Genomic DNA, 24,366 nt, shown 5'->3' with positions numbered 1-24,366 from the left:
AGACACGACCCCGAAAGAGGGATTGACGACAAGTGCTCGACGTCAACTTCTTCGACGAGCTGCGGATCGGCCTTGCCACCGCGGACGACATCCGACAGTGGTCGCACGGCGAGGTCAAGAAGCCGGAGACCATCAACTACCGCACGCTCAAGCCCGAAAAGGACGGACTCTTCTGCGAGAAGATCTTCGGCCCGACCCGGGACTGGGAGTGCTACTGCGGCAAGTACAAGCGTGTCCGCTTCAAGGGCATCATCTGTGAGCGCTGTGGCGTAGAGGTCACCCGCGCCAAGGTGCGCCGTGAGCGGATGGGCCACATTGAGCTGGCCGCTCCCGTCACACACATCTGGTACTTCAAGGGCGTCCCGTCGCGCCTGGGATACCTGCTCGACCTCGCGCCGAAGGACCTCGAGAAGGTCATCTACTTCGCCGCGTACATGATCACGTTCGTGGACGAGGAGCGCCGTACGCGCGACCTGCCCTCGCTGGAGGCTCACGTCTCCGTCGAGCGCCAGCAGGTCGAGAACCGTCGCGACTCCGACCTCGAGGCACGCGCCAAGAAGCTCGAGACCGACCTGGCGGAGCTCGAGGCCGAGGGCGCCAAGGCCGACGTGCGCCGCAAGGTGCGCGAAGGCGCCGAGCGTGAGATGAAGCAGCTGCGCGACCGTGCGCAGCGCGAGATCGACCGTCTCGACGAGGTATGGAACCGCTTCAAGAACCTCAAGGTCCAGGACCTGGAGGGTGACGAGCTGCTCTACCGCGAGCTGCGTGACCGCTTCGGCACGTACTTCGACGGCTCGATGGGTGCCGCGGCGCTGCAGAAGCGCCTGGAGTCCTTCGACCTCGAGGAGGAGGCCGAGCGCCTCCGCGAGATCATCCGTACCGGCAAGGGCCAGAAGAAGACCCGTGCGCTCAAGCGCCTCAAGGTCGTCTCCGCGTTCCTGCAGACCAGCAACAGCCCCAAGGGCATGGTGCTCGACTGCGTGCCGGTCATCCCGCCGGACCTGCGTCCGATGGTGCAGCTGGACGGTGGCCGCTTCGCGACCTCCGACCTGAACGACCTGTACCGCCGTGTGATCAACCGCAACAACCGCCTCAAGCGTCTCCTTGACCTCGGTGCCCCCGAGATCATCGTGAACAACGAGAAGCGGATGCTGCAGGAGGCCGTCGACGCGCTGTTCGACAACGGCCGCCGTGGTCGCCCGGTGACCGGTCCCGGTAACCGCCCGCTGAAGTCCCTGAGCGACATGCTCAAGGGCAAGCAGGGCCGTTTCCGTCAGAACCTGCTCGGTAAGCGTGTGGACTACTCCGCGCGTTCCGTCATCGTCGTCGGTCCGCAGCTGAAGCTGCACCAGTGCGGTCTGCCCAAGGCCATGGCGCTGGAGCTCTTCAAGCCGTTCGTGATGAAGCGCCTGGTCGACCTGAACCACGCGCAGAACATCAAGAGCGCCAAGCGGATGGTCGAGCGCGGCCGCACGGTCGTGTACGACGTCCTCGAAGAGGTCATCGCCGAGCACCCGGTTCTGCTGAACCGTGCGCCCACGCTGCACCGCCTTGGCATCCAGGCCTTCGAGCCGCAGCTGGTCGAGGGCAAGGCCATCCAGATCCACCCGCTCGTCTGCACCGCGTTCAACGCGGACTTCGACGGTGACCAGATGGCCGTGCACCTGCCGCTGTCCGCGGAGGCGCAGGCCGAGGCCCGCATCCTGATGCTGTCCTCGAACAACATCCTCAAGCCGGCCGACGGCCGTCCGGTCACCATGCCGACCCAGGACATGGTGCTGGGCCTCTTCTTCCTCACCACGGACGAGGAGGAGCGCGAGGTGCGCGGCGAGGGCCGTGCGTTCAACTCCACCGCCGAGGCGGTCATGGCCTTCGACGCCCGGGAGCTCTCGCTCCAGGCGAAGGTCGACATCCGCTTCCCGGTCGGCACGATCCCGCCGCGTGGCTGGACCCCGCCGGTCGCGGAGGAGGGCTCGGACATCGCCGCGGGCGAGTGGCAGCAGGGTGACACCTTCCGGCTGCGTACGACTCTGGGCCGCGCGCTCTTCAACGAGCTGCTGCCCGAGGACTACCCCTTCGTCGACTACACGGTGGGCAAGAAGCAGCTCTCCGAGATCGTCAACGACCTGGCCGAGCGATACCCCAAGGTCATCGTGGCGGCGACGCTCGACAACCTGAAGGCGGCGGGCTTCTTCTGGGCGACCCGCTCCGGTGTCACCGTGGCCATCTCCGACATCGTGGTCCCCGACGCCAAGAAGGCGATCGTCAAGGGCTACGAGGCGCAGGACGAGAAGGTCCAGAAGCAGTACGAGCGCGGTCTGATCACCAAGGAAGAGCGCACCCAGGAGCTCATCGCGATCTGGACCAAGGCGACCAACGAGGTTGCCGAGGCGATGAACGCGAACTTCCCGAAGACGAACCCGGTCTCCATGATGGTCAACTCGGGTGCTCGCGGAAACATGATGCAGATGCGTCAGATCGCGGGTATGCGTGGTCTGGTGTCCAACGCCAAGAACGAGACCATCCCGCGGCCGATCAAGGCGTCGTTCCGCGAGGGTCTGTCCGTGCTGGAGTACTTCATCTCCACGCACGGTGCCCGTAAGGGTCTGGCGGACACCGCCCTGCGTACCGCCGACTCGGGCTACCTGACCCGTCGTCTGGTGGACGTCTCGCAGGACGTCATCATCCGCGAAGAGGACTGTGGCACCGACCGCGGCCTCAAGCTGCGGATCGCCGAGCGCGGCGCCGACGGTGTGCTGCGCAAGGCGGAGGACGTCGAGACGTCCGTGTACGCCCGCATGCTCGCCGAAGACGTTGTCGTCGACGGCAAGGTCATCGCGCCGGCCAATGTCGACCTGGGCGATGTGCTCATCGACGCGGTCGTCGCCGCGGGCGTCGAGGAGGTCAAGACCCGCTCGGTCCTGACCTGTGAGTCGGCGGTCGGCACCTGTGCCTTCTGCTACGGCCGTTCGCTGGCCACCGGCAAGCTGGTCGACATCGGTGAGGCGGTCGGCATCATCGCCGCCCAGTCCATCGGTGAGCCCGGTACCCAGCTCACGATGCGTACCTTCCACACCGGTGGTGTGGCCGGTGACGACATCACCCAGGGTCTGCCCCGTGTCGTCGAGCTCTTCGAGGCTCGTACGCCCAAGGGTGTCGCCCCGATCTCGGAGGCGGCAGGCCGCATCCGTATCGAGGAGACCGAGAAGACCAAGAAGATCGTCGTCACCCCCGACGACGGCAGCGACGAGACGCCGTTCCCGATCTCGAAGCGTGCCCGTCTGCTGGTGGGCGAGGGCGACCACGTCGAGGTGGGCCAGAAGCTCACCGTGGGTGCCACCAACCCGCACGACGTGCTGCGGATCCTCGGTCAGCGCGCGGTCCAGGTCCACCTGGTCGGCGAGGTCCAGAAGGTCTACAACTCGCAGGGTGTGTCGATCCACGACAAGCACATCGAGATCATCATCCGGCAGATGCTGCGCCGTGTGACGATCATCGAGTCCGGCGACGCGGAACTGCTGCCGGGCGAGCTCGTCGAGCGCTCGAAGTTCGAGACCGAGAACCGTCGTGTGGTCACCGAGGGCGGTCACCCCGCCTCCGGCCGTCCGCAGCTGATGGGTATCACCAAGGCCTCGCTGGCGACCGAGTCGTGGCTGTCCGCGGCGTCCTTCCAGGAGACGACCAGGGTTCTGACCGACGCGGCGATCAACGCCAAGTCGGACTCCCTGATCGGGCTCAAGGAGAACGTCATCATCGGTAAGCTCATCCCGGCCGGTACGGGCCTGTCCCGTTACCGCAACATCCGGGTGGAGCCCACCGAGGAGGCCAAGGCCGCGATGTACTCGGCCGTCGGCTACGACGACATCGACTACTCGCCGTTCGGCACCGGCTCCGGCCAGGCCGTTCCGCTGGAGGACTACGACTACGGTCCGTACAACCAGTAAGAGCTGGGGGTTCCGGGGGCGTCCCCCGGAATGACGCAGCGTACGCCCACAGGGCGGTCATCCCTCGCGGATGGCCGCCCTGTGTCGTACATTGCAGGCTGGTGTGTCCTGCGCGTGTGCATTTGTTTTGACCGGAGCCGATGCGGTAGGTACGCTCTGACCTTGTGCCTGGGGTGTGCCTGGGCTCGTGTGCGTGTCCTCAACCGCATGGCGAGTCTGCGAAAGGCCACCGTAATCTGCGCTCTCTTCCCTTTTCGGGGGAGCCTGCAGCATTCGACACACCCGACCGCGTGGGTCGGCGACGTTCCAGGTTAGTTTCACATACGGCACACAGAAACCGGAGAAGTAGTGCCTACGATCCAGCAGCTGGTCCGGAAGGGCCGGCAGGACAAGGTCGAGAAGAACAAGACGCCCGCACTCGAGGGTTCTCCTCAGCGCCGCGGCGTCTGCACGCGTGTGTTCACGACCACCCCGAAGAAGCCGAACTCGGCCCTGCGGAAGGTCGCGCGTGTGCGTCTGACCTCCGGCATCGAGGTCACGGCCTACATTCCGGGTGAGGGACACAACCTGCAGGAGCACTCCATCGTGCTCGTGCGTGGTGGCCGTGTGAAGGACCTGCCGGGTGTTCGCTACAAGATCATCCGCGGTTCCCTGGACACCCAGGGTGTCAAGAACCGCAAGCAGGCCCGCAGCCGCTACGGCGCCAAGAAGGAGAAGTAAGAATGCCTCGTAAGGGCCCCGCCCCGAAGCGCCCGGTCATCATCGACCCGGTCTACGGTTCTCCTCTTGTCACGTCGCTGATCAACAAGATCCTGCTCAACGGCAAGCGTTCCACTGCCGAGCGGATCGTCTACGGCGCCATGGAAGGCCTCCGCGAGAAGACCGGCGCTGACCCGGTCATCACGCTGAAGCGCGCTCTCGAGAACGTCAAGCCGACTCTCGAGGTCAAGTCCCGCCGCGTCGGTGGCGCCACCTACCAGGTGCCGATCGAGGTCAAGCCCGGTCGCGCCGGCACCCTCGCGCTCCGCTGGGTCGTGGGTTACTCCCGCGCCCGTCGCGAGAAGACCATGACCGAGCGCCTCATGAACGAACTGCTCGACGCCTCCAACGGCCTCGGCGCTTCGGTCAAGAAGCGTGAGGACACGCACAAGATGGCCGAGTCCAACAAGGCCTTCGCGCACTACCGCTGGTAGTCGCTACCCACATCGAGACCGAGAGAAGATTGAGCCTTATGGCCACCACTTCGCTTGACCTGGCCAAGGTCCGCAACATTGGGATCATGGCCCACATCGACGCGGGCAAGACGACGACCACCGAGCGCATCCTGTTTTACACCGGTGTGAGCTACAAGATCGGTGAGGTCCACGACGGCGCTGCCACGATGGACTGGATGGAGCAGGAGCAGGAGCGCGGCATCACGATCACGTCCGCCGCGACGACCTGTCACTGGCCGCTCGAGGACGTCGATCACACCATCAACATCATCGACACCCCGGGTCACGTCGACTTCACGGTCGAGGTGGAGCGTTCGCTCCGCGTGCTCGACGGTGCCGTCACGGTGTTCGACGGTGTCGCCGGCGTTGAGCCGCAGTCCGAGACCGTCTGGCGTCAGGCGGACCGCTACGGCGTTCCGCGTATCTGCTTCGTCAACAAGCTCGACCGCACCGGCGCCGAGTTCCACCGCTGTGTCGACATGATCGTGGACCGCCTCGGCGCGACCCCGATCGTGATGCAGCTGCCGATCGGTGCCGAGGCAGACTTCAAGGGCATCGTCGACCTCGTTCGTATGAAGGCTCTTGTCTGGTCCGCCGAGGCCACCAAGGGCGAGATGTACGACGTCGTCGACATCCCGGCCACGCACACCGAGGCCGCCGAGGAGTGGCGCGGCAAGCTGGTCGAGACCGTCGCGGAGAACGACGAAGAGATCATGGAGCTGTACCTGGAGGGCGTCGAGCCCACCGAGGAGCAGCTGTATGCCGCGATCCGTCGTATCACCATCGCGTCCGGCAAGGGCGGCGGCACCACCGTCACCCCCGTCTTCTGCGGTACCGCGTTCAAGAACAAGGGTGTCCAGCCCCTGCTCGACGCGGTTGTGCGCTACCTCCCCTCCCCCCTGGACGTCGAAGGCATTGATGGCCACGACGTCAAGGACGCGGAGAAGGTCATCACGCGCAAGCCGTCCGAGGACGAGCCGCTGGCCGCCCTGGCCTTCAAGATCGCGAGCGACCCGCACCTGGGCAAGCTCACCTTCATCCGGGTCTACTCGGGTCGCCTGGAGTCCGGCACCGCTGTGCTGAACCCCACCAAGGGCAAGAAGGAGCGCATCGGCAAGATCTACCGTATGCACGCGAACAAGCGTGAGGAGATCGACGCGGTGGGCGCCGGCGACATCGTCGCCGTCATGGGCCTGAAGCAGACCACCACCGGTGAGACGCTGTGCGACGACAAGAACCCGGTGATCCTGGAGTCCATGGACTTCCCGGCGCCGGTCATCCAGGTCGCGATCGAGCCCAAGTCCAAGGGTGACCAGGAGAAGCTGGGTGTCGCCATCCAGCGTCTCGCGGAGGAGGACCCCTCCTTCCAGGTCCACTCGGACGAGGAGACCGGCCAGACCATCATCGGTGGTATGGGCGAGCTTCACCTCGAGGTGCTCGTCGACCGCATGCGGCGCGAGTTCCGCGTCGAGGCGAACGTCGGCAAGCCGCAGGTCGCGTACCGCGAGACGATCCGCAAGGCCGTCGAGCGTATCGACTACACGCACAAGAAGCAGACCGGTGGTACCGGTCAGTTCGCGAAGGTGCAGATCGCGCTGGAGCCCATCGAGGGCGGCGACGCGACCTACGAGTTCGTGAACAAGGTCACCGGTGGCCGCATCCCCCGTGAGTACATCCCCTCGGTGGACGCGGGTGCGCAGGAAGCCATGCAGTTCGGCATTCTGGCCGGCTACGAGATGGTGGGCGTCCGCGTCACTCTTCTCGACGGCGGCTACCACGAGGTCGACTCCTCCGAGCTCGCCTTCAAGATCGCCGGTTCGCAGGCGTTCAAGGAGGGTGCTCGCAAGGCGTCCCCGGTGCTTCTCGAGCCGATGATGGCCGTCGAGGTCACCACGCCCGAGGACTACATGGGCGATGTCATCGGCGACCTCAACTCCCGCCGTGGCCAGATTCAGGCCATGGACGAGCGCAGCGGCGCCCGCGTCGTCAAGGGCCTCGTGCCGCTCTCGGAGATGTTCGGCTACGTCGGAGACCTCCGCAGCAAGACCTCGGGTCGCGCAAGCTACTCGATGCAGTTCGACTCCTACGCCGAGGTTCCGCGGAACGTCGCCGAGGAGATCATCGCGAAGGCCAAGGGCGAGTAACTCTCCCGAGTACACGCTTTAGGCTTGTCACCGGAGCCTGCGGGGGCATTCCAGCCGCTACGCAAGTAATGCGGCCGGAATGCCCCGGGCCCCGGCATCCCAGCAAAGATCACCTGGCGCCGATGAAGCAAGGCGTACAGAACCACTCCACAGGAGGACCCAGTGGCGAAGGCGAAGTTCGAGCGGACTAAGCCGCACGTCAACATCGGCACCATCGGTCACATCGACCACGGTAAGACGACCCTCACGGCCGCCATTACCAAGGTGCTGCATGACGCGTACCCGGACCTGAACGAGGCCTCGGCCTTCGACCAGATCGACAAGGCTCCTGAGGAGCGCCAGCGCGGTATCACGATCTCGATCGCGCACGTCGAGTACCAGACGGAGTCGCGTCACTACGCGCACGTCGACTGCCCCGGTCACGCGGACTACATCAAGAACATGATCACGGGTGCGGCGCAGATGGACGGCGCCATCCTCGTCGTCGCCGCGACCGACGGCCCGATGCCGCAGACCAAGGAGCACGTGCTCCTGGCCCGCCAGGTCGGCGTTCCGTACATCGTTGTCGCCCTGAACAAGGCCGACATGGTGGACGACGAGGAGATCCTGGAGCTCGTCGAGCTCGAGGTCCGCGAGCTGCTCTCCGAGTACGAGTTCCCGGGCGACGACCTTCCGGTCGTCAAGGTCTCGGCGCTCAAGGCGCTCGAGGGCGACAAGGAGTGGGGCCAGACCGTCCTCGACCTGATGAAGGCCGTCGACGAGTCCATCCCGCAGCCCGAGCGTGACGTCGACAAGCCGTTCCTGATGCCGATCGAGGACGTCTTCACGATCACCGGTCGTGGCACCGTCGTCACCGGTCGTATCGAGCGTGGCGTCCTCAAGGTCAACGAGACCGTTGACATCGTGGGCATCAAGCAGGAGAAGACCACCACCACGGTCACCGGCATCGAGATGTTCCGCAAGCTGCTCGACGAGGGCCAGGCCGGTGAGAACGTCGGTCTGCTCCTCCGTGGCATCAAGCGCGAGGACGTCGAGCGCGGCCAGGTCATCATCAAGCCCGGTTCGGTCACGCCGCACACCGAGTTCGAGGCCCAGGCCTACATCCTGTCGAAGGACGAGGGTGGTCGTCACACCCCCTTCTTCAACAACTACCGCCCGCAGTTCTACTTCCGTACCACGGACGTGACCGGCGTTGTGACCCTCCCCGAGGGCACCGAGATGGTCATGCCGGGCGACAACACCACCATGACGGTCAACCTGATTCAGCCGGTCGCCATGGAGGAGGGCCTCAAGTTCGCCATCCGTGAGGGTGGCCGGACTGTGGGCGCCGGCCAGGTCATCAAGATCAACAAGTAATTGCTGATCTGACCTGGTTGCTCCTGGAGCAACAGCTGGGGCCCCGCACTTCGGTGCGGGGCCCCTTTGCTGCGTCTGTTTGCCTGTGCGCTGAAGCCGGATCAGCCGGCGGTTCCTGCCTCGGGCAGCCAGGTCCAGGGGTGCGCGTCTGCCCCCAGGCCCACCACGGTGGCGCCCGAGCGGCCTATGTGAAGGGCGGGCGCGTCCAGTGCCGCCATGCCCCGAGTGCGCGTCAGAAGCCTTCTGCCGGTGCGGAGTTGGAGTCGTCCGCGGGTGTCCTTGCCGAGCAGTACCGGGCCGCCGGGCGCCGCGGCCACGCTCACCGGGCCGTAGCCGCCGAAGCCCTCCTTGCGGGGCCGTGCGGGGGCGCCCCCGGCGCGTACGGCCATCACGGCCGGGGCTGTCGGCCCGCGGTAGTACAGCTCTATGCCGCCGTCATGGGTCAGCACCGGGGCGATCGGGTCCCCGGGCACCGGCAGGCCGCCGTCCGCGCGGTAAGTGAGCGGCAGGCCCATCGTGTCCTGCGTCCAGTGGTGGACGCCCTCGCGGCCGGCGGCGAAGACATGGACCCGGCCCGCGCGGTCCACGACCGTCGACAGGCCGTCCTGGATCTCCTCGCCGCCGAGGTCGCGCCAGCGGTCCCAGTCCCCTGAGGTGTCGCGGACCCGTGTGCTGATGCCCTTGTCGGCGTTGCGGACGAAGAGATGGACCCGGCCGTCGGGAGCCGCGACGGCGACCGGGACGCCGATGCGCCGGCCGCGGTCGTCGCCCCGCTCGGGGTTGCCGAGCCCCTTCCAGGCCAGGAACGCGCCGCCGGGGGAGCCCTGCTCCAGCAGGACGACCTCGCGCCGGTTGGGCCCGCCGCGGCCGCCGAGCTCGGCGAAGCGCAGCGCGAACAGCAACTGACGGCCGTCCTTCAGCGTTGCGCCGCCCAGCGCGGGCGCGAGCGGGCCGCCGCCGAGGTCGTCCGGGTTGCCCCACTGCCCACTGGCCGGACTGGTCTCGCGCCAGCGGACCGCACGCAGCCCGAGCACCCCGTAGGCGACCAGCCGGCCGGACGGCTCGGCGGCGACGACGGTGCGGGCGCCGGGGTGGCGGTAGTGGGTGGAGCGGACCCAGCCCTTCTTGTTCTTGAGCGGACGGATGCCGCCGACGCTGTAGTCGCCGCAGCCGGACGGGTTGCCGCACTCCCACTGCGGGTCGCCGCCGTACGGGACGAGGTTCCCGGCCTTCTCCTTGAGCACCGCGGCCGGGAGGTTCTTGGGCCAGTGGCGGTTGTAGTAGCCGCGGAACGCGGTGGCGACGAAGGCGGGCACATGGCCGCCGTCCTTCGTCGCACGGGCGACCCAGCGGACCATGGCGGCCCAGCTGAAGGAGGCGACCGCGGTGTGGTCGGCGTGATCCGAGTAGCCGCGCTGCTCGCTGTCCGTCGTGCGGGTCGCCTCGTCGCTGTGCTGGATGTCCGGGTCGGGGTCCAGGGTCTGGATGACGGTCGGCCGGTACTGCTCCATCAGCCCGACCAGTACGTCGACGAGCGCGTCGTAGTCGTACGAGACGGCCCTGCGCAGCGGGGAGTCGGCGGCGACGACGGTGGTCAGCCCCAGGGCGCGGTCCCGCCACAGGCTGGGCAGGGCCATGTACCGGCGCCTGGTGTGCATGGGGAGGTTGAGGAAGATCAGCTCGACCCTGCGGTAGCCGTTGACGAGGATGTTGATCTCGGCACCGTGGCCGCCCTGCAGCGAGGCGACGTCCTTGGTCCACTCGGTGAACCTGCCGAGCCCGAGCAGGGACGCGTAGGCCTGGCGCAGGCCCTGGTGACGGGCCGAGGAGTAGGCCGCCTTGTCCGCCGGGACGTCGGTGTTGCCCGGTATGTGGTTGATGCCCTCGTGCTCGCCCGCGGTGGCGTACACGCAGACCAGTGGAACCCCGGCGTCCAGCATCCGCTGGGTGTCGGGGTTCATGAAGTACAGATCGTCGTCGGGATGGGCGAGTATCTGCATCAGCTGCGCCCGCCGGGAGTTGGCGATGGGCATGCCGGGTGCGGGGTCCGCGGTGGGGTAGGAGCGCCGCTGGGCGGGTACGGAGCAGGAGCTGAGAGCGGCGGCCGCGGCGACGGCAGCTGTGGCGCTGACCACATTCCGTCTGCTCGGGCCGCTGAGGCGCGCGGCAGCCGCCCCCCGGGCATGCGCGATGTTCATCTGTCCCGCTCCGTCCGCTTCCCCCGCAGCGGGCAGACAGGCCCCCCTTGCTGCGTACTCTCACACTCAGATAAGGGCGGACTGGGCTGGTCACAGGCCGTCCGCGCTCAGCAAGACGGCCGATCGACACGCGAGGTTGCCTCGCGTCGCAAGGGCGTGGGTGAGAAGCGGATCAGTGGGGTACTCTCTCCGGCCACGATTGGCCAGGGGTCTGCCCCATATGGCACACTAGCCAGGTTGCTCGGTTGAGTGCCAATGCTGCGCGCCTCCCGCCGGGAGGACCGGAAGCGAGTCCCACAGTACTCGTCGCCCCATCTGTCGTAAGGCAGCGCTGGAGCGGACGTACGGGAATCTTCCGGGAAGTGTCAGCGGGGTACCGACCAGGCACTCGGTGGGTGTTCTTCCCCCGATGCGCGGCTACGGCCCGCACCCCCTTGGTTGGGAAATCCTTCGGGAGATCTTCGTAGAGGGAGTGCGACACGCCCGACCGCGTGGGTCGGAGAAGAATGCAGTACCCGCCGAGTTCCAGAGCGTTACGAGAGACAGGACTACTGAGTAGCCATGGCGGGACAGAAGATCCGCATCCGGCTCAAGGCCTACGACCACGAGGTCATCGACTCTTCGGCGAAGAAGATCGTCGAGACGGTGACCCGCACTGGTGCGTCGGTTGCAGGCCCGGTGCCGCTGCCCACTGAGAAGAACGTGTACTGCGTCATCAAGTCGCCGCACAAGTACAAGGACTCGCGCGAGCACTTCGAGATGCGCACGCACAAGCGCCTGATCGACATCCTCGACCCGACGCCCAAGACCGTTGACTCGTTGATGCGCCTGGACCTTCCGGCCGGCGTTGACATCGAGATCAAGCTCTGAGAGGCGCGGAAGAGATGGCTAAGCAGATCAAGGGCGTCCTGGGCGAGAAGCTCGGCATGACCCAGGTCTGGGACGAGAACAACCGTGTCGTCCCGGTCACTGTCGTCAAGGCCGGGCCCTGTGTCGTTACCCAGGTCCGTACGAATGACTCCGACGGCTACGAGTCGGTCCAGATCGCCTTCGGCGAGATCGACCCTCGCAAGGTGAACAAGCCCCTCAAGGGTCACTTCGCCAAGGCCGACGTAACCCCGCGCCGCCACCTGGTGGAGCTCCGTATCTCCGACGCCAGCGAGTACACGCTCGGCCAGGAGATCACTGCCGAGGTGTTCGAGTCCGGCGTCAAGGTTGACGTCACGGGCAAGAGCAAGGGCAAGGGCTTCGCCGGTGTCATGAAGCGTCACAACTTCAAGGGCCTCGGCGCCGGTCACGGTACCCAGCGCAAGCACCGCTCGCCCGGTTCCATCGGTGGCTGCGCCACCCCTGGGCGTGTCTTCAAGGGCATGCGCATGGCGGGCCGCATGGGCAACGAGCGGGTCACCACCCAGAACCTGACCATCCACGCGGTTGACGCGGAGAAGGGCCTGCTGCTCATCAAGGGCGCGGTTCCTGGTCCGAACGGCGGCCTCGTCCTCGTCCGCACTGCGGCCAAGGGGGTCTGAGGACTATGAGCACCATTGACATTCTGTCGCCCTCCGGCGACAAGTCCGGGACCGTCGAGCTCCCGGCCGAGATCTTCGACGCCAAGGTCAGCATCCCGCTGCTCCACCAGGTCGTCGTCGCGCAGCTGGCCGCCGCCCGTCAGGGCACGCACAAGGTCAAGCGCCGTGGCGAGGTCCGTGGTGGCGGTAGGAAGCCTTACCGTCAGAAGGGCACCGGCCGCGCCCGTCAGGGTTCGACCCGTGCGCCGCAGTTCGCCGGCGGTGGCGTCGTACACGGCCCCACGCCGCGTGACTACTCGCAGCGGACCCCGAAGAAGATGAAGGCTGCCGCCCTGCGCGGTGCCCTCTCGGACCGGGCCCGCAACAGCCGTATCCACGTCGTCACCGGCGTGGTCGACGGTGACGTGTCCACCAAGGCCGCGAAGACCCTGCTGGGCAAGATCAGCGAGCGCAAGCACGTGCTCCTGGTTGTCGAGCGGGCCGACGAGGCCGCGTGGCTCTCCGCCCGCAACCTGCCCCAGGTGCACCTCCTGGAGCCGGGCCAGCTGAACACGTACGACGTGCTCGTCTCCGACGACGTGGTCTTCACTCAGGCCGCTTTCGAGTCCTTCGTGTCTGGCCCCAAGGCCGCTGAGACCGAAGGGAGCGACGCCTGATGTCCGAGGCGACCGTAACCAGCAAGACCTTCACGGACCCGCGCGACGTTCTCGTCAAGCCGGTTGTGTCCGAGAAGAGCTACGCCCTGCTCGACGAGAACAAGTACACGTTCATCGTCGCGCCCGGCTCCAACAAGACCCAGATCAAGCAGGCCGTCGAGGCGGTCTTCTCGGTCAAGGTCACCGGGGTCAACACGATCAACCGTCAGGGTAAGCGCAAGCGCACCAAGACCGGTTTCGGCAAGCGCGCCAACACCAAGCGCGCCATCGTGACCCTCGCTGAGGGCGACCGTATCGACATCTTCGGCGGCCCGACCTCCTGACGGAGGTCGAGTCGTCCGGAATCGGACGAGGACTGAGAAATGGGTATCCGCAAGTACAAGCCGACGACCCCGGGCCGTCGTGGCTCCAGCGTCGCCGACTTTGTCGAGATCACGCGGTCCACGCCGGAGAAGTCGCTGGTCCGCCCCCTGCACAGCAAGGGCGGCCGTAACAACACCGGTCGTGTGACCGTCCGTCACCAGGGCGGTGGCCACAAGCGCGCCTACCGCGTGATCGACTTCCGTCGTCACGACAAGGACGGCGTGCCGGCCAAGGTCGCTCACATCGAGTACGACCCGAACCGCACCGCGCGCATCGCGCTTCTGCACTACGCAGACGGCGAGAAGCGCTACATCATCGCGCCCAAGGGCCTGACGCAGGGCGACCGTGTCGAGAACGGCCCGGCCGCCGACATCAAGCCCGGCAACAACCTGGCGCTGCGCAACATCCCGGTCGGTACGACCATCCACGCCATCGAGCTGCGGCCCGGCGGCGGCGCGAAGTTCGCCCGCTCCGCGGGTGCCTCCGTGCAGCTGCTGGCGAAGGAGGGCCAGATGGCCCACCTGCGTATGCCGTCCGGCGAGATTCGCCTGGTCGACGTCCGCTGCCGCGCCACCATCGGCGAGGTCGGCAACGCCGAGCAGTCGAACATCAACTGGGGCAAGGCCGGCCGTCTGCGCTGGAAGGGCGTCCGCCCGACCGTCCGCGGTGTCGCCATGAACCCGGTCGACCACCCGCACGGTGGTGGTGAGGGCAAGACCTCCGGTGGTCGCCACCCGGTCAGCCCGTGGGGTCAGAAGGAGGGTCGTACTCGTTCTCCCAAGAAGGCGAGCAACAAGTACATCGTCCGCCGCCGCAAGACGAACAAGAAGCGCTAGGAGCGGGTTTAGATGCCGCGCAGTCTCAAGAAGGGGCCCTTCGTCGACGACCACCTCATCAAGAAGGTGGACGTACAGAACGAAGCAGGCACCAAGAACGTCATCAAGACCTGGTCCCGTCGCTCGATGATCATCCCGGCCATGCTCGGCCACACGATCGCGGTGCACAACGGCAAGATCCACGTCCCGGTGTTCGTCACCGAGTCGATGGTCGGCCACAAGCTCGGCGAGTTCTCGCCGACTCGCACCTTCCGCGGCCACGTCAAGGACGACCGGAAGTCGAAGCGCCGCTAACGCGGGGTGACTGACTATGACTTACACCGAAGGGACAACCATGGAAGCCAGGGCCCAGGCGCGGTACATCCGCGTCACGCCCATGAAGGCCCGCCGCGTGGTGGACCTCATCCGTGGCATGGATGCCACGGAGGCTCAGGCGGTCCTGCGTTTCGCCCCGCAGGCCGCGAGCGTGCCGGTCAGCAAGGTGCTTGACAGCGCCATTGCCAACGCCGCGCACAACTACGACCACACCGACGCCTCTTCGCTGGTTATCAGCGAGGCGTACGTGGACGAGGGCCCGACCCTGAAGCGGTTCCGTCCGCGTGCTCAGGGCCGTGCCTACCGGATCCGTAAGCGGACCAGCCACATCACCGTGGTCGTCAGCAGCAAGGAAGGAACCCGGTAATGGGCCAGAAGGTTAACCCGCATGGGTTCCGGCTCGGCATCACCACGGACTTCAAGTCCCGTTGGTACGCCGACAAGCTGTACAAGGACTACGTCAAGGAAGACGTCGCCATTCGTCGCATGATGACGAAGGGCATGGAGCGAGCCGGTATCTCGAAGGTTGAGATCGAGCGCACCCGCGACCGCGTCCGCGTTGACATCCACACCGCCCGCCCGGGCATCGTCATCGGTCGCCGTGGCGCCGAGGCCGACCGCATCCGCGGCGAGCTGGAGAAGCTGACCGGCAAGCAGGTCCAGCTGAACATCCTCGAGGTCAAGAACCCCGAGGTGGACGCTCAGCTGGTGGCCCAGGCCGTCGCCGAGCAGCTCTCCTCCCGCGTCTCCTTCCGTCGCGCCATGCGTAAGAGCATGCAGGGCACGATGAAGGCCGGCGCCAAGGGCATCAAGATCCAGTGCGGTGGCCGTCTCGGCGGCGCCGAGATGTCCCGCTCGGAGTTCTACCGCGAGGGCCGCGTGCCCCTGCACACGCTCCGTGCGAACGTCGACTACGGCTTCTTCGAGGCCAAGACGACCTTCGGCCGTATCGGTGTGAAGGTCTGGATCTACAAGGGCGACGTCAAGAACATCGCCGAGGTCCGCGCCGAGAACGCCGCTGCCCGCGCCGGCAACCGTCCGGCCCGAGGCGGCACCGACCGCCCGGCCGGCCGCGGTGGCCGTGGTGGCGAGCGTGGTGGCGGTCGCGGCCGCAAGCCGCAGCAGTCCGCGCCGGCAGCCGAGGCCCCCAAGGCCGAGGCTCCCGCCGCTGCCGCTGCTCCGGCTGCTGAGAGCACCGGAACGGAGGCCTGACCGACATGCTGATCCCCCGTAGGGTCAAGCACCGCAAGCAGCACCACCCCAAGCGCAGCGGTATGTCCAAGGGTGGTACGCAGGTTGCGTTCGGCGAGTACGGCATTCAGGCCCTCACTCCGGCGTACGTGACCAACCGCCAGATCGAGGCGGCTCGTATCGCGATGACCCGCCACATCAAGCGTGGCGGCAAGGTCTGGATCAACATCTACCCGGACCGTCCGCTGACGAAGAAGCCTGCCGAGACCCGCATGGGTTCCGGTAAGGGTTCCCCGGAGTGGTGGATCGCGAACGTCAAGCCCGGTCGGGTGATGTTCGAGCTGTCCTACCCGAACGAGAAGATTGCGCGTGAGGCGCTTACCCGCGCTGCTCACAAGCTTCCGATGAAGTGCCGGATCGTTCGGCGCGAGGCAGGTGAGTCGTGATGTCTACCGGTACCAAGGCGTCCGAGCTGCGCGAACTGGGCAACGAGGAGCTTGTTGCCAAGCTCCGCGAGGCCAAGGAAGAGCTGTTCAACCTCCGCTTTCAGGCGGCGACCGGTCAGCTCGAGAACCACGGTCGGCTGAAGGCCGTCCGGAAGGACATCGCGCGGATCTACACCCTGATGCGTGAGCGCGAGCTGGGCATCGAGACGGTGGAGAGCGCCTGATGAGCGAGAGCAACGTGACTGAGAACAAGATCGACCGCGGTTTCCGCAAGACCCGTGAGGGTCTGGTCGTCAGCGACAAGATGGACAAGACCGTCGTCGTCGCTGTCGAGGACCGCGTGAAGCACGCGCTGTACGGCAAGGTCATCCGCCGTACGAACAAGCTCAAGGCGCACGACGAGCAGAACGCTGCCGGCGTCGGCGACCGCGTCCTCATCATGGAGACGCGTCCGCTGTCGGCGACCAAGCGCTGGCGCATCGTCGAGATCCTCGAGAAGGCCAAGTAATTACTTGAAGGGGTAACCCTTCGAGTCGGTTCCGCCAGGCTCGGCCGGGGCTGTCCAGTACAGCCCCGGCCGGGAACCGGCAGACAAACAGGAGATAGACGTGATCCAGCAGGAGTCGCGACTGCGTGTCGCCGACAACACTGGTGCCAAGGAGATCCTTTGCATCCGTGTTCTCGGTGGCTCCGGTCGCCGCTACGCGGGCATCGGTGACGTCATTGTCGCCACCGTCAAGGACGCGATCCCCGGTGGCAACGTGAAGAAGGGTGACGTCGTCAAGGCGGTCATCGTTCGCACCGTCAAGGAGCGCCGCCGCCAGGACGGCTCGTACATCCGCTTCGACGAGAACGCCGCTGTCATTCTGAAGAACGACGGCGACCCTCGCGGCACCCGTATCTTCGGCCCGGTGGGCCGTGAGCTGCGCGAGAAGAAGTTCATGAAGATCATCTCGCTCGCGCCGGAGGTGCTGTAAGCATGAAGATCAAGAAGGGCGACCTGGTTCAGGTCATCACCGGCAAGGACAAGGGCAAGCAGGGCAAGGTCATCGCGGCCTTCCCCCGTGAGGACCGCGTCCTGGTCGAGGGTGTCAACCGGGTCAAGAAGCACACCAAGGCCGGTCAGACCGCTCGCGGTTCGCAGACCGGTGGCATCGTCACGACCGAGGCCCCCGTCCACGTGAGCAACGTTCAGCTCGTCGTGGAGAAGGACGGCAACAAGGTCGTCACGCGTGTCGGTTACCGCTTCGACGACGAGGGCAACAAGATCCGCGTTGCCAAGCGGACGGGTGAGGACATCTGATGGCTACCACCACCACTCCGCGTCTGAAGACGAAGTACCGCGAGGAGATCGCGGGCAAGCTGCGTGAGGAGTTCTCGTTCGAGAACGTCATGCAGGTGCCCGGCCTCGTCAAGATCGTGGTCAACATGGGTGTGGGCGACGCCGCCCGCGACTCCAAGCTGATCGACGGCGCGATTCGCGACCTCACCACGATCACCGGCCAGAAGCCGGCCGTCACCAAGGCCCGTAAGTCCATCGCGCAGTTCAAGCTGCGTGAGGGCCAGCCGATCGGTGCCCACGTCACGCTTCGTGGCGACCGCATGTGGGAGTTCCTGGACCGCACCCTGTCGCTCGCGCTTCCGCGCATCCGCGACTTCCGTGGTCTGTCCCCCAAGCAGTTCGACGGCCGTGGCAACTACACCTTCGGTCTCACGGAGCAGGTCATGTTCCACGAGATCGACCAGGACAAGATCGACCGCGTCCGGGGTATGGACATCACCGTGGTCACCACGGCGACCAACGACGCTGAGGGCCGCGCGCTCCTTCGTCACCTCGGCTTCCCGTTCAAGGAGGCGTAAGCGAGATGGCGAAGAAGGCTCTTATTGCCAAGGCTGCTCGTAAGCCCAAGTTCGGTGTGCGTGCGTACACCCGCTGCCAGCGCTGCGGTCGTCCCCACTCCGTGTACCGCAAGTTCGGCCTGTGCCGCGTGTGCCTTCGTGAGATGGCTCACCGTGGCGAGCTGCCGGGCGTGACCAAGAGCTCCTGGTAATTCCCTACTTGGGAATTACCGGAGGCTCTCGGTAAGTATCTGGTCGGCGGGAGCCCTCCTTCACATGCCGTAGGCTTGTGGGGTTGGGCGCCCGCCGCCCTGACCGACTTACTACGCCGTAGGTCCCCGCACCGCACCCGTCCCGCCACTGAGTGGGGAGAGGGATGGCGCATACAGGAAACCCCGGCGAGAGAGGCCGAAGGCCAATTCATGACCATGACTGATCCCATCGCAGACATGCTCACGCGTCTGCGTAACGCGAACTCGGCATACCACGACTCCGTCGTGATGCCGCACAGCAAGATCAAGTCGCACATCGCGGAGATCCTCCAGCAGGAGGGCTTCATCACCGGCTGGAAGGTCGAGGACGCCGAGGTCGGCAAGAACCTCGTCCTGGAGCTGAAGTTCGGCCCGAACCGCGAGCGTTCGATCGCCGGCATCAAGCGCATTTCGAAGCCGGGTCTGCGCGTGTACGCGAAGTCCACCAACCTGCCGAAGGTTCTCGGTGGCCTGGGCGTGGCGATCATTTCCACGTCCCACGGTCTCCTGACCGGCCAGCAGGCGCAGAAGAAGGGCGTGGGTGGGGAAGTCCTCGCCTACGTCTGGTAGTCGGGAACGGAGGAATAGCTAATGTCGCGAATCGGCAAGCTCCCCATCCAGGTTCCCGCCGGTGTGGACGTCACCATCGATGGCCGCACGGTCGCGGTGAAGGGCCCCAAGGGTTCCCTCTCGCACACCGTCGCCGCGCCGATCGAGATTGTTAAGGGCGAGGAGGGCGTTCTCAACGTCACCCGTCCCAACGACGAGCGTCAGAACAAGGCCCTGCACGGCCTGTCCCGCACGCTGGTGGCGAACATGATCACCGGTGTGACCCAGGGATACACGAAGGCGCTCGAGATCAGCGGTGTCGGTTACCGCGTCGCCGCGAAGGGCTCCAACCTGGAGTTCCAGCTCGGTTACAGCCACTCGATCCTGGTGGAGGCGCCCGAGGGCATCTCCTTCAAGGTCGAGTCGCCGACCAAGTTCTCGGTCGAGGGCATCGACAAGCAGAAGGTCGGCGAGGTCGCCGCGAACATCCGCAAGCTGCGCAAGCCCGACCCGTACAAGGCCAAGGGCGTCAAGTACGCGGGCGAGGTCATCCGCCGCAAGGTCGGAAAGGCGGGTAAGTAAGCCATGGCATACGGTGTAAAGATCGCCAAGGGTGACGCGTACAAGCGCGCCGCCATCAAGCGTCGTCACATCCGCGTCCGCAAGCACGTCTCCGGCACGCCGGAGCGCCCGCGCCTGGTCGTGACGCGCTCCAACCGCAACATCGTGGCGCAGGTCATCGACGACATCGCGGGCCACACGCTCGCGTCGGCGTCGACCCTGGACTCCTCGATCCGCGGTGGCGAGGGCGACAAGAGCGCCCAGGCCAAGCAGGTCGGCGCGCTCGTGGCCGAGCGTGCGAAGGCTGCCGGTGTCGAGGCTGTCGTGTTCGACCGTGGTGGCAACAGGTACGCCGGGCGCATTGCCGCTCTGGCTGACGCCGCCCGCGAAGCCGGGCTGAAGTTCTGAGCCCCGGTTCCGGGACTAACGGACGTAACAGAGAGAGGTAAATCCAATGGCTGGACCCCAGCGCCGCGGAAGCGGTGCCGGTGGCGGCGAGCGGCGGGACCGGAAGGGTCGCGACGGTGGCGCTGCCGCCGAGAAGACCGCTTATGTTGAGCGCGTTGTCGCGATCAACCGCGTTGCCAAGGTTGTCAAGGGTGGTCGTCGCTTCAGCTTCACCGCGCTGGTCGTGGTGGGCGACGGTGACGGCACCGTAGGTGTCGGATACGGCAAGGCCAAGGAAGTTCCCGCGGCCATCGCCAAGGGCGTTGAAGAGGCCAAGAAGAACTTCTTCAAGGTTCCGCGTATCCAGGGCACCATCCCGCACCCGATCACGGGCGAGAAGGCCGCGGGCGTCGTCCTGCTCAAGCCTGCTTCCCCCGGTACCGGCGTTATCGCCGGTGGCCCGGTGCGCGCTGTGCTCGAGTGCGCCGGCGTTCACGACATCCTGTCGAAGTCGCTCGGCTCGTCCAACGCGATCAACATCGTGCACGCGACCGTGGCGGCCCTCAAGGGTCTGCAGCGTCCCGAGGAGATCGCGGCTCGCCGTGGTCTGCCCCTCGAGGACGTCGCCCCCGCGGCTCTGCTTCGTGCGCGTGCGGGAGCGGGTGCTGCGTAATGGCCCGCCTCAAGATCACGCAGACGAAGTCGTACATCGGAAGCAAGCAGAACCACCGCGACACCCTGCGTTCGCTCGGGCTCAAGCGCCTGAACGACGTGGTTGTCAAGGAGGACCGTCCCGAGTTCCGCGGCATGGTGCACACCGTCCGCCACCTCGTCACGGTTGAGGAGGTCGACTGACATGGCGGAGAACAACCCGCTGAAGGTCCACAACCTCCGGCCCGCCCCGGGCGCCAAGACCGCCAAGACCCGTGTGGGTCGTGGTGAGGCGTCCAAGGGTAAGACCGCTGGTCGTGGCACCAAGGGCACCAAGGCCCGCTACCAGGTTCCGGAGCGCTTCGAGGGTGGGCAGATGCCCCTCCACATGCGTCTCCCGAAGCTCAAGGGCTTCAAGAACCCGTTCCGCACCGAGTACCAGGTCGTGAACCTGGACAAGCTCGGCGCCCTCTACCCGGAGGGTGGCGAGGTCACCGTTGCCGACCTGGTCGCCAAGGGTGCGGTGCGCAAGAACAGCCTCGTCAAGGTCCTGGGCCAGGGCGAGATCTCCGTGGCGCTGCAGGTGACGGTTGACGCCGTCTCCGGCTCCGCCAAGGAGAAGGTTGCCGCTGCCGGCGGCACCGTCACCGAGCTCGTCTGAGACGAGTTCAGTGGCTGAAAGCTGAAAATCGACCGGGGATGCCTCTCAAATGGGGCATCCCCGGTTGGTCGTTCCTAGGGGGGCACTTCCGCCGGTAAGGTGGCGTGCACTGTTGCTGTAAACAAAGGGGGTTCTGCCCCCGAACCGCGTGGTCTGTGCACCTGGACCAAGCGGAATGCCTGATACGTATTCGTCGATCCTCAATACCGTCACCTCTGACGCAGTAGCGCGGGGGTCGCAGGAGGCACCGTGCTCACCGCGTTCGCCCGGGCGTTCAAGACGCCCGACCTGCGCAAGAAGCTGCTCTTCACGCTCGCCATCATCGTGCTGTACCGGCTGGGATCACACATCCCGGTCCCTGGCGTCGATTACCAGAACGTACAGACGTGTGTGGACCAGGCTTCGAAGGGCAACAACAGCCTGTTCGGCCTGGTCAACATGTTCAGTGGCGGAGCGCTGCTGCAGATCACGATCTTCGCGCTCGGCATCATGCCGTACATCACGGCGAGCATCATCCTGCAGCTGCTGACCGTGGTCATTCCGCGGCTGGAGGCCCTCAAGAAGGAGGGCCAGTCCGGTACCGCGAAGATCACGCAGTACACGCGCTATCTGACGGTCGCCCTCGCCGTGCTGCAGGGCACCGGCCTGGTCGCCACCGCCCGCTCCGGAGCGCTCTTCGGCAACTGCTCCGTCGGCAACCAGATCGTTCCCGACCGCTCGATCTTCACCACCATCGTCATGGTCGTCACCATGACCGCGGGCACCGCCGCCGTCATGTGGCTCGGTGAGCTCATCACCGACCGCGGCATCGGCAACGGCATGTCGATCCTGATGTTCATCTCGATCGCCGCCGGTTTCCCGGGTGCCCTGTGGGCCATCAAGTCGACCGGCAAGCTCGCCAAGGGCTGGATCGAGTTCGGGACCGTCATCCTGATCGGCTTCGTGATGGTCGCCCTGGTCGTCTTCGTCGAGCAGGCTCAGCGCCGTATCCCGGTTCAGTACGCGAAGCGGATGATCGGGCGGCGTTCGTACGGCGGGACGTCCACGTACATCCCGCTGAAGGTGAACCAGGCGGGTGTGATTCCCGTCATCTTCGCCTCGTCGCTGCTCTACATCCCGGCGCTGGTCGCGCAGTTCTCCAACTCCCAAGCGGGCTGGAAGACATGGATTCAACAGCACTTCGTCAAGGGTGACCACCCGTATTACATCGCGACGTACTTCCTCTTGATCGTGTTCTTCGCCTTCTTCTACGTGGCGATCTCGTTCAACCCCGAGGAAGTCGCGGACAACATGAAGAAGTATGGTGGCTTCATCCCGGGTATCCGGGCAGGTCGACCTACTGCCGAGTACCTGAGCTACGTGCTCAACAGGATCACTTGGCCGGGCTCGCTGTACCTGGGTCTGATTGCTCTTGTCCCGACGATGGCGTTGGCAGGCTTCGGAGGCGCGAACCAGAACTTCCCGTTCGGCGGGACGAGCATCCTCATCATCGTGGGTGTGGGTCTGGAGACCGTGAAGCAGATCGAGAGCCAGCTCCAGCAGCGCAATTACGAAGGGTTCCTCCGCTGATGCGAATCGTCCTCGTCGGGCCGCCCGGTGCCGGCAAGGGAACGCAGGCTGCGTACCTTGCCAAGAACCTGTCGATCCCGCACATCTCCACGGGCGACCTCTTCCGCGCCAACATCAGCCAGGGCACGGAGCTCGGTCTCCAGGCCAAGGCCTACATGGACGCGGGAGACCTGGTGCCCGACGAGGTCACCATCGGCATGGCCAAGGACCGGATGGAACAGCCGGACGCCGCGAACGGCTTTCTGCTGGACGGCTTCCCGCGCAATGTCTCGCAGGCCGAGGCGCTCGACGCGATGCTGAAGTCCGAGGGCATGACGCTGGACGCGGTGCTCGACCTGGAGGTCCCCGAGGACGAGGTCGTGAAGCGGATCGCGGGTCGCCGCATCTGCCGCAACGACTCCAGCCATGTCTTCCATGTCACGTACTCCCCGTCGAAGCACGAGGGTGTCTGCGACATCTGCGGGGGTGACCTCTACCAGCGCGACGACGACTCCGAGGAAACCGTTCGCCGGCGCCTGGAGGTCTACCACACGCAGACCGAGCCGATCATCGACTACTACCGGGCGCAGAGCCTGGTGGTCACGATCTCCGCGCTCGGCAAGGTCACGGACGTGACGCAGCGGGCGATGGACGCGCTGAAGAAGTCCGCGAAGAGCTGAGCAGTACCCAGTAGTAACTCCTGGTACGGCCGCGGTGTCCGACGGACGCCGCGGCCTTACTGTTGAGCAGAGACACGTCAGAGGTGGAAGGCAAGGCCATGGTGCAGATCAAGACCCCGGAGCAGATCGCCAAGATGCGCGAGGCGGGGCTGGTCGTCGCCGCGATCCACGCGGCGACACGCGAAGCGGCCGTGCCGGGCGCCACCACCAAGGATCTGGACGAGGTCGCCCGCAAGGTGATCGCCGACCACGGTGCGAAGTCGAACTTCCTCGGGTACGGCGGCTTCCCCGCGACCATCTGCACCTCGGTCAACGAGGTGGTCGTGCACGGCATCCCGGACGAGAAGACCGTCCTCAAGGACGGCGACATCATCTCGGTCGACGCCGGCGCGATCATCGACGGCTGGCACGGTGACGCGGCCTACACGGTCTTCGTCGGCAGCGGTCACGCTCCGGAGCTGATCGAGCTCTCCCGGGTCACCGAGGAGTCGATGTGGGCCGGTATCGCGGCGATGAAGAGCGGCAACCGGCTGGTGGACGTCTCCCGTGCGATCGAGACGTACATCCGCCGCCAGCCGAAGCCGGGCGGCGGACGGTACGGGATCATCGAGGAGTACGGCGGCCACGGCATCGGCACCGAGATGCACATGGACCCGCACCTGCTGAACTACGTCTCGCGCAAGCGCGGCAAGGGCCCGAAGCTGGTCCCCGGCTTCTGCCTGGCGATCGAGCCGATGGTCTCGCTGGGCACCCCGCACACCGAGGTGCTCCAGGACGACTGGACGGTCATCACGACGGACGGCACGTGGTCCTCGCACTGGGAACACTCGGTGGCTTTGACGGAGGAGGGCCCGCTGGTGCTGACGGCCCCCGATGGCGGCAGGGCGAAGCTGGCGGAGCTGGGCATCACGGTGGCGCCGGACCCGCTGGCTTAACGATCTCCGGGGGTGGGCAGACTTGCCGGATTCGTCATTTCGGATGCCCTGGCGTAGACTGATGCGTCGGCTCTCGTGTACTCGTGTGTCTGCATGCGGCGAGCGTGAGTTG

30 protein-coding genes are annotated in these 24,366 nt (G+C 66.0%); 29 read left to right on the top strand and 1 reads right to left on the bottom strand.

Going from position 1 to position 24,366, the window contains the following annotated elements; all coding sequences use genetic code 11:
* The first annotated feature begins 32 nt into the window (after window positions 1-32).
* From OG905_RS16985 to tuf, 5 genes are all read left to right on the top strand, one after another.
* On the top strand, window positions 33-3,944 hold the full coding sequence (locus OG905_RS16985; RefSeq protein WP_328671495.1) for a DNA-directed RNA polymerase subunit beta': 3,912 nt from the start codon (window positions 33-35) through the stop codon (window positions 3,942-3,944).
* Window positions 3,945-4,292: 348 nt separating this feature from the next.
* Complete coding sequence (gene rpsL / locus OG905_RS16980) at window positions 4,293-4,664, top strand: 30S ribosomal protein S12 (protein WP_003948652.1); 372 nt, start codon at window positions 4,293-4,295, stop codon at window positions 4,662-4,664.
* A gap of 2 nt (window positions 4,665-4,666) precedes the next feature.
* Window positions 4,667-5,137 (top strand): 30S ribosomal protein S7, encoded by a 471-nt coding sequence (rpsG, locus tag OG905_RS16975; RefSeq protein ID WP_266479179.1) that lies wholly within the window; start codon window positions 4,667-4,669, stop codon window positions 5,135-5,137.
* Between the two features lie 38 nt (window positions 5,138-5,175).
* Window positions 5,176-7,302 (top strand): elongation factor G, encoded by a 2,127-nt coding sequence (fusA, locus tag OG905_RS16970; protein ID WP_328671400.1) that lies wholly within the window; start codon window positions 5,176-5,178, stop codon window positions 7,300-7,302.
* A gap of 162 nt (window positions 7,303-7,464) precedes the next feature.
* Complete coding sequence (gene tuf / locus OG905_RS16965) at window positions 7,465-8,658, top strand: elongation factor Tu (RefSeq protein WP_266479175.1); 1,194 nt, start codon at window positions 7,465-7,467, stop codon at window positions 8,656-8,658.
* Window positions 8,659-8,759: 101 nt separating this feature from the next.
* Here tuf and OG905_RS16960 read toward each other — a convergent pair whose 3' ends face one another.
* Entirely contained in the window at window positions 8,760-10,856 is a 2,097-nt protein-coding gene (locus tag OG905_RS16960; protein ID WP_328671397.1) for a PIG-L family deacetylase, read from the bottom strand.
* A 561-nt stretch (window positions 10,857-11,417) separates the two neighbouring features.
* Between OG905_RS16960 and rpsJ the strand changes: the two genes are divergently transcribed.
* The 24 genes from rpsJ to map all read left to right on the top strand — a co-directional run bounded on the left by rpsJ (window position 11,418) and on the right by map (window position 24,254).
* Window positions 11,418-11,726: a 30S ribosomal protein S10 gene (rpsJ, locus tag OG905_RS16955; RefSeq protein WP_003948644.1), complete on the top strand. Its 309-nt coding sequence runs from the start codon at window positions 11,418-11,420 to the stop codon at window positions 11,724-11,726.
* A gap of 14 nt (window positions 11,727-11,740) precedes the next feature.
* A complete protein-coding gene (rplC, locus tag OG905_RS16950) occupies window positions 11,741-12,385 on the top strand; it encodes a 50S ribosomal protein L3 (protein WP_328671341.1) in 645 nt (214 codons plus the stop codon).
* A 5-nt stretch (window positions 12,386-12,390) separates the two neighbouring features.
* Window positions 12,391-13,041, top strand: a complete 651-nt coding sequence (gene rplD, locus OG905_RS16945) for a 50S ribosomal protein L4 (protein ID WP_328671340.1) — start codon at window positions 12,391-12,393, stop codon at window positions 13,039-13,041.
* On the top strand, window positions 13,041-13,364 hold the full coding sequence (gene rplW, locus OG905_RS16940) for a 50S ribosomal protein L23 (RefSeq protein WP_266479168.1): 324 nt from the start codon (window positions 13,041-13,043) through the stop codon (window positions 13,362-13,364). The genes rplD and rplW overlap by 1 nt, the downstream gene beginning before the upstream one ends.
* A gap of 39 nt (window positions 13,365-13,403) precedes the next feature.
* Window positions 13,404-14,240 carry a 50S ribosomal protein L2 gene (rplB, locus tag OG905_RS16935; protein WP_328671339.1) on the top strand — a complete coding sequence of 279 codons (837 nt, stop codon included), beginning with the start codon at window positions 13,404-13,406 and terminating at the stop codon, window positions 14,238-14,240.
* 12 nt (window positions 14,241-14,252) lie between these two features.
* A complete protein-coding gene (rpsS, locus tag OG905_RS16930; protein WP_127356386.1) occupies window positions 14,253-14,534 on the top strand; it encodes a 30S ribosomal protein S19 in 282 nt (93 codons plus the stop codon).
* 40 nt (window positions 14,535-14,574) lie between these two features.
* The gene (rplV, locus tag OG905_RS16925; protein ID WP_328682401.1) at window positions 14,575-14,922 is read left to right on the top strand and encodes a 50S ribosomal protein L22; all 348 of its coding nucleotides are present in this window, start codon (window positions 14,575-14,577) and stop codon (window positions 14,920-14,922) included.
* Window positions 14,922-15,767, top strand: a complete 846-nt coding sequence (gene rpsC / locus OG905_RS16920; RefSeq protein ID WP_328671338.1) for a 30S ribosomal protein S3 — start codon at window positions 14,922-14,924, stop codon at window positions 15,765-15,767. Before rplV ends, rpsC begins: the two co-directional genes overlap by 1 nt.
* A gap of 5 nt (window positions 15,768-15,772) precedes the next feature.
* Window positions 15,773-16,192, top strand: a complete 420-nt coding sequence (gene rplP / locus OG905_RS16915; RefSeq protein ID WP_014047785.1) for a 50S ribosomal protein L16 — start codon at window positions 15,773-15,775, stop codon at window positions 16,190-16,192.
* The gene (gene rpmC, locus OG905_RS16910) at window positions 16,192-16,416 is read left to right on the top strand and encodes a 50S ribosomal protein L29 (protein WP_142214203.1); all 225 of its coding nucleotides are present in this window, start codon (window positions 16,192-16,194) and stop codon (window positions 16,414-16,416) included. Before rplP ends, rpmC begins: the two co-directional genes overlap by 1 nt.
* Window positions 16,416-16,700, top strand: a complete 285-nt coding sequence (gene rpsQ, locus OG905_RS16905) for a 30S ribosomal protein S17 (RefSeq protein WP_266479166.1) — start codon at window positions 16,416-16,418, stop codon at window positions 16,698-16,700. The genes rpmC and rpsQ overlap by 1 nt, the downstream gene beginning before the upstream one ends.
* 100 nt (window positions 16,701-16,800) lie before the next feature.
* Window positions 16,801-17,169, top strand: a complete 369-nt coding sequence (gene rplN, locus OG905_RS16900; protein WP_003956455.1) for a 50S ribosomal protein L14 — start codon at window positions 16,801-16,803, stop codon at window positions 17,167-17,169.
* 2 nt (window positions 17,170-17,171) lie between these two features.
* Window positions 17,172-17,495, top strand: a complete 324-nt coding sequence (gene rplX / locus OG905_RS16895) for a 50S ribosomal protein L24 (RefSeq protein ID WP_142214201.1) — start codon at window positions 17,172-17,174, stop codon at window positions 17,493-17,495.
* Window positions 17,495-18,052, top strand: a complete 558-nt coding sequence (gene rplE / locus OG905_RS16890) for a 50S ribosomal protein L5 (protein ID WP_142214200.1) — start codon at window positions 17,495-17,497, stop codon at window positions 18,050-18,052. Before rplX ends, rplE begins: the two co-directional genes overlap by 1 nt.
* A 5-nt stretch (window positions 18,053-18,057) precedes the next feature.
* A complete protein-coding gene (locus tag OG905_RS16885; protein ID WP_003956452.1) occupies window positions 18,058-18,243 on the top strand; it encodes a type Z 30S ribosomal protein S14 in 186 nt (61 codons plus the stop codon).
* A 210-nt stretch (window positions 18,244-18,453) separates the two neighbouring features.
* Window positions 18,454-18,852 (top strand): 30S ribosomal protein S8, encoded by a 399-nt coding sequence (gene rpsH, locus OG905_RS16880; RefSeq protein ID WP_005313538.1) that lies wholly within the window; start codon window positions 18,454-18,456, stop codon window positions 18,850-18,852.
* Window positions 18,853-18,873: 21 nt separating this feature from the next.
* Window positions 18,874-19,413, top strand: a complete 540-nt coding sequence (rplF, locus tag OG905_RS16875; protein WP_328671278.1) for a 50S ribosomal protein L6 — start codon at window positions 18,874-18,876, stop codon at window positions 19,411-19,413.
* Between the two features lie 3 nt (window positions 19,414-19,416).
* The gene (gene rplR / locus OG905_RS16870) at window positions 19,417-19,800 is read left to right on the top strand and encodes a 50S ribosomal protein L18 (protein WP_328671276.1); all 384 of its coding nucleotides are present in this window, start codon (window positions 19,417-19,419) and stop codon (window positions 19,798-19,800) included.
* 46 nt (window positions 19,801-19,846) lie between these two features.
* Window positions 19,847-20,452: a 30S ribosomal protein S5 gene (gene rpsE, locus OG905_RS16865; protein ID WP_328671274.1), complete on the top strand. Its 606-nt coding sequence runs from the start codon at window positions 19,847-19,849 to the stop codon at window positions 20,450-20,452.
* The gene (gene rpmD / locus OG905_RS16860) at window positions 20,452-20,634 is read left to right on the top strand and encodes a 50S ribosomal protein L30 (protein WP_005313525.1); all 183 of its coding nucleotides are present in this window, start codon (window positions 20,452-20,454) and stop codon (window positions 20,632-20,634) included. Before rpsE ends, rpmD begins: the two co-directional genes overlap by 1 nt.
* A gap of 1 nt (window position 20,635) precedes the next feature.
* On the top strand, window positions 20,636-21,091 hold the full coding sequence (gene rplO, locus OG905_RS16855; RefSeq protein ID WP_328671266.1) for a 50S ribosomal protein L15: 456 nt from the start codon (window positions 20,636-20,638) through the stop codon (window positions 21,089-21,091).
* Window positions 21,092-21,340: 249 nt separating this feature from the next.
* Window positions 21,341-22,660 (top strand): preprotein translocase subunit SecY, encoded by a 1,320-nt coding sequence (secY, locus tag OG905_RS16850; protein ID WP_328671264.1) that lies wholly within the window; start codon window positions 21,341-21,343, stop codon window positions 22,658-22,660.
* Window positions 22,660-23,319 (top strand): adenylate kinase, encoded by a 660-nt coding sequence (locus OG905_RS16845; protein ID WP_328671261.1) that lies wholly within the window; start codon window positions 22,660-22,662, stop codon window positions 23,317-23,319. The genes secY and OG905_RS16845 overlap by 1 nt, the downstream gene beginning before the upstream one ends.
* A 98-nt stretch (window positions 23,320-23,417) precedes the next feature.
* Window positions 23,418-24,254 carry a type I methionyl aminopeptidase gene (gene map, locus OG905_RS16840; RefSeq protein WP_328671260.1) on the top strand — a complete coding sequence of 279 codons (837 nt, stop codon included), beginning with the start codon at window positions 23,418-23,420 and terminating at the stop codon, window positions 24,252-24,254.
* Window positions 24,255-24,366 lie beyond the last annotated feature (112 nt).

Origin of the sequence: Streptomyces sp. NBC_00322 (assembly GCF_036147535.1) — a bacterium.
In the GTDB taxonomy this organism is placed as follows: Bacteria; Actinomycetota; Actinomycetes; order Streptomycetales; family Streptomycetaceae; genus Streptomyces.
The sequence above is the reverse complement of the archived record's forward strand: the minus strand, read 5'-3'. Positions and strand labels throughout refer to the sequence as shown.

Coding starts and splice junctions, on each gene's coding strand:
- OG905_RS16960 (WP_328671397.1), bottom strand. CDS start 10,856: ATGAACATCGCGCATGCCCGGGGGGCGGCTGCCGCGCGCCTCAGCGGC.
- rplR (WP_328671276.1), top strand. CDS start 19,417: ATGGCATACGGTGTAAAGATCGCCAAGGGTGACGCGTACAAGCGCGCC.
- map (WP_328671260.1), top strand. CDS start 23,418: ATGGTGCAGATCAAGACCCCGGAGCAGATCGCCAAGATGCGCGAGGCG.
- rpsC (WP_328671338.1), top strand. CDS start 14,922: ATGGGCCAGAAGGTTAACCCGCATGGGTTCCGGCTCGGCATCACCACG.
- fusA (WP_328671400.1), top strand. CDS start 5,176: ATGGCCACCACTTCGCTTGACCTGGCCAAGGTCCGCAACATTGGGATC.
- rpmC (WP_142214203.1), top strand. CDS start 16,192: ATGTCTACCGGTACCAAGGCGTCCGAGCTGCGCGAACTGGGCAACGAG.
- OG905_RS16845 (WP_328671261.1), top strand. CDS start 22,660: ATGCGAATCGTCCTCGTCGGGCCGCCCGGTGCCGGCAAGGGAACGCAG.
- rplD (WP_328671340.1), top strand. CDS start 12,391: ATGAGCACCATTGACATTCTGTCGCCCTCCGGCGACAAGTCCGGGACC.
- rplC (WP_328671341.1), top strand. CDS start 11,741: ATGGCTAAGCAGATCAAGGGCGTCCTGGGCGAGAAGCTCGGCATGACC.
- rpsS (WP_127356386.1), top strand. CDS start 14,253: ATGCCGCGCAGTCTCAAGAAGGGGCCCTTCGTCGACGACCACCTCATC.
- rplW (WP_266479168.1), top strand. CDS start 13,041: ATGTCCGAGGCGACCGTAACCAGCAAGACCTTCACGGACCCGCGCGAC.
- rplV (WP_328682401.1), top strand. CDS start 14,575: ATGGAAGCCAGGGCCCAGGCGCGGTACATCCGCGTCACGCCCATGAAG.
- rpsG (WP_266479179.1), top strand. CDS start 4,667: ATGCCTCGTAAGGGCCCCGCCCCGAAGCGCCCGGTCATCATCGACCCG.
- rpsE (WP_328671274.1), top strand. CDS start 19,847: ATGGCTGGACCCCAGCGCCGCGGAAGCGGTGCCGGTGGCGGCGAGCGG.
- rpsQ (WP_266479166.1), top strand. CDS start 16,416: ATGAGCGAGAGCAACGTGACTGAGAACAAGATCGACCGCGGTTTCCGC.
- rpmD (WP_005313525.1), top strand. CDS start 20,452: ATGGCCCGCCTCAAGATCACGCAGACGAAGTCGTACATCGGAAGCAAG.
- rpsJ (WP_003948644.1), top strand. CDS start 11,418: ATGGCGGGACAGAAGATCCGCATCCGGCTCAAGGCCTACGACCACGAG.
- rplB (WP_328671339.1), top strand. CDS start 13,404: ATGGGTATCCGCAAGTACAAGCCGACGACCCCGGGCCGTCGTGGCTCC.
- rplO (WP_328671266.1), top strand. CDS start 20,636: ATGGCGGAGAACAACCCGCTGAAGGTCCACAACCTCCGGCCCGCCCCG.
- rplP (WP_014047785.1), top strand. CDS start 15,773: ATGCTGATCCCCCGTAGGGTCAAGCACCGCAAGCAGCACCACCCCAAG.
- rplE (WP_142214200.1), top strand. CDS start 17,495: ATGGCTACCACCACCACTCCGCGTCTGAAGACGAAGTACCGCGAGGAG.
- rpsH (WP_005313538.1), top strand. CDS start 18,454: ATGACCATGACTGATCCCATCGCAGACATGCTCACGCGTCTGCGTAAC.
- OG905_RS16885 (WP_003956452.1), top strand. CDS start 18,058: ATGGCGAAGAAGGCTCTTATTGCCAAGGCTGCTCGTAAGCCCAAGTTC.
- rplF (WP_328671278.1), top strand. CDS start 18,874: ATGTCGCGAATCGGCAAGCTCCCCATCCAGGTTCCCGCCGGTGTGGAC.
- rplX (WP_142214201.1), top strand. CDS start 17,172: ATGAAGATCAAGAAGGGCGACCTGGTTCAGGTCATCACCGGCAAGGAC.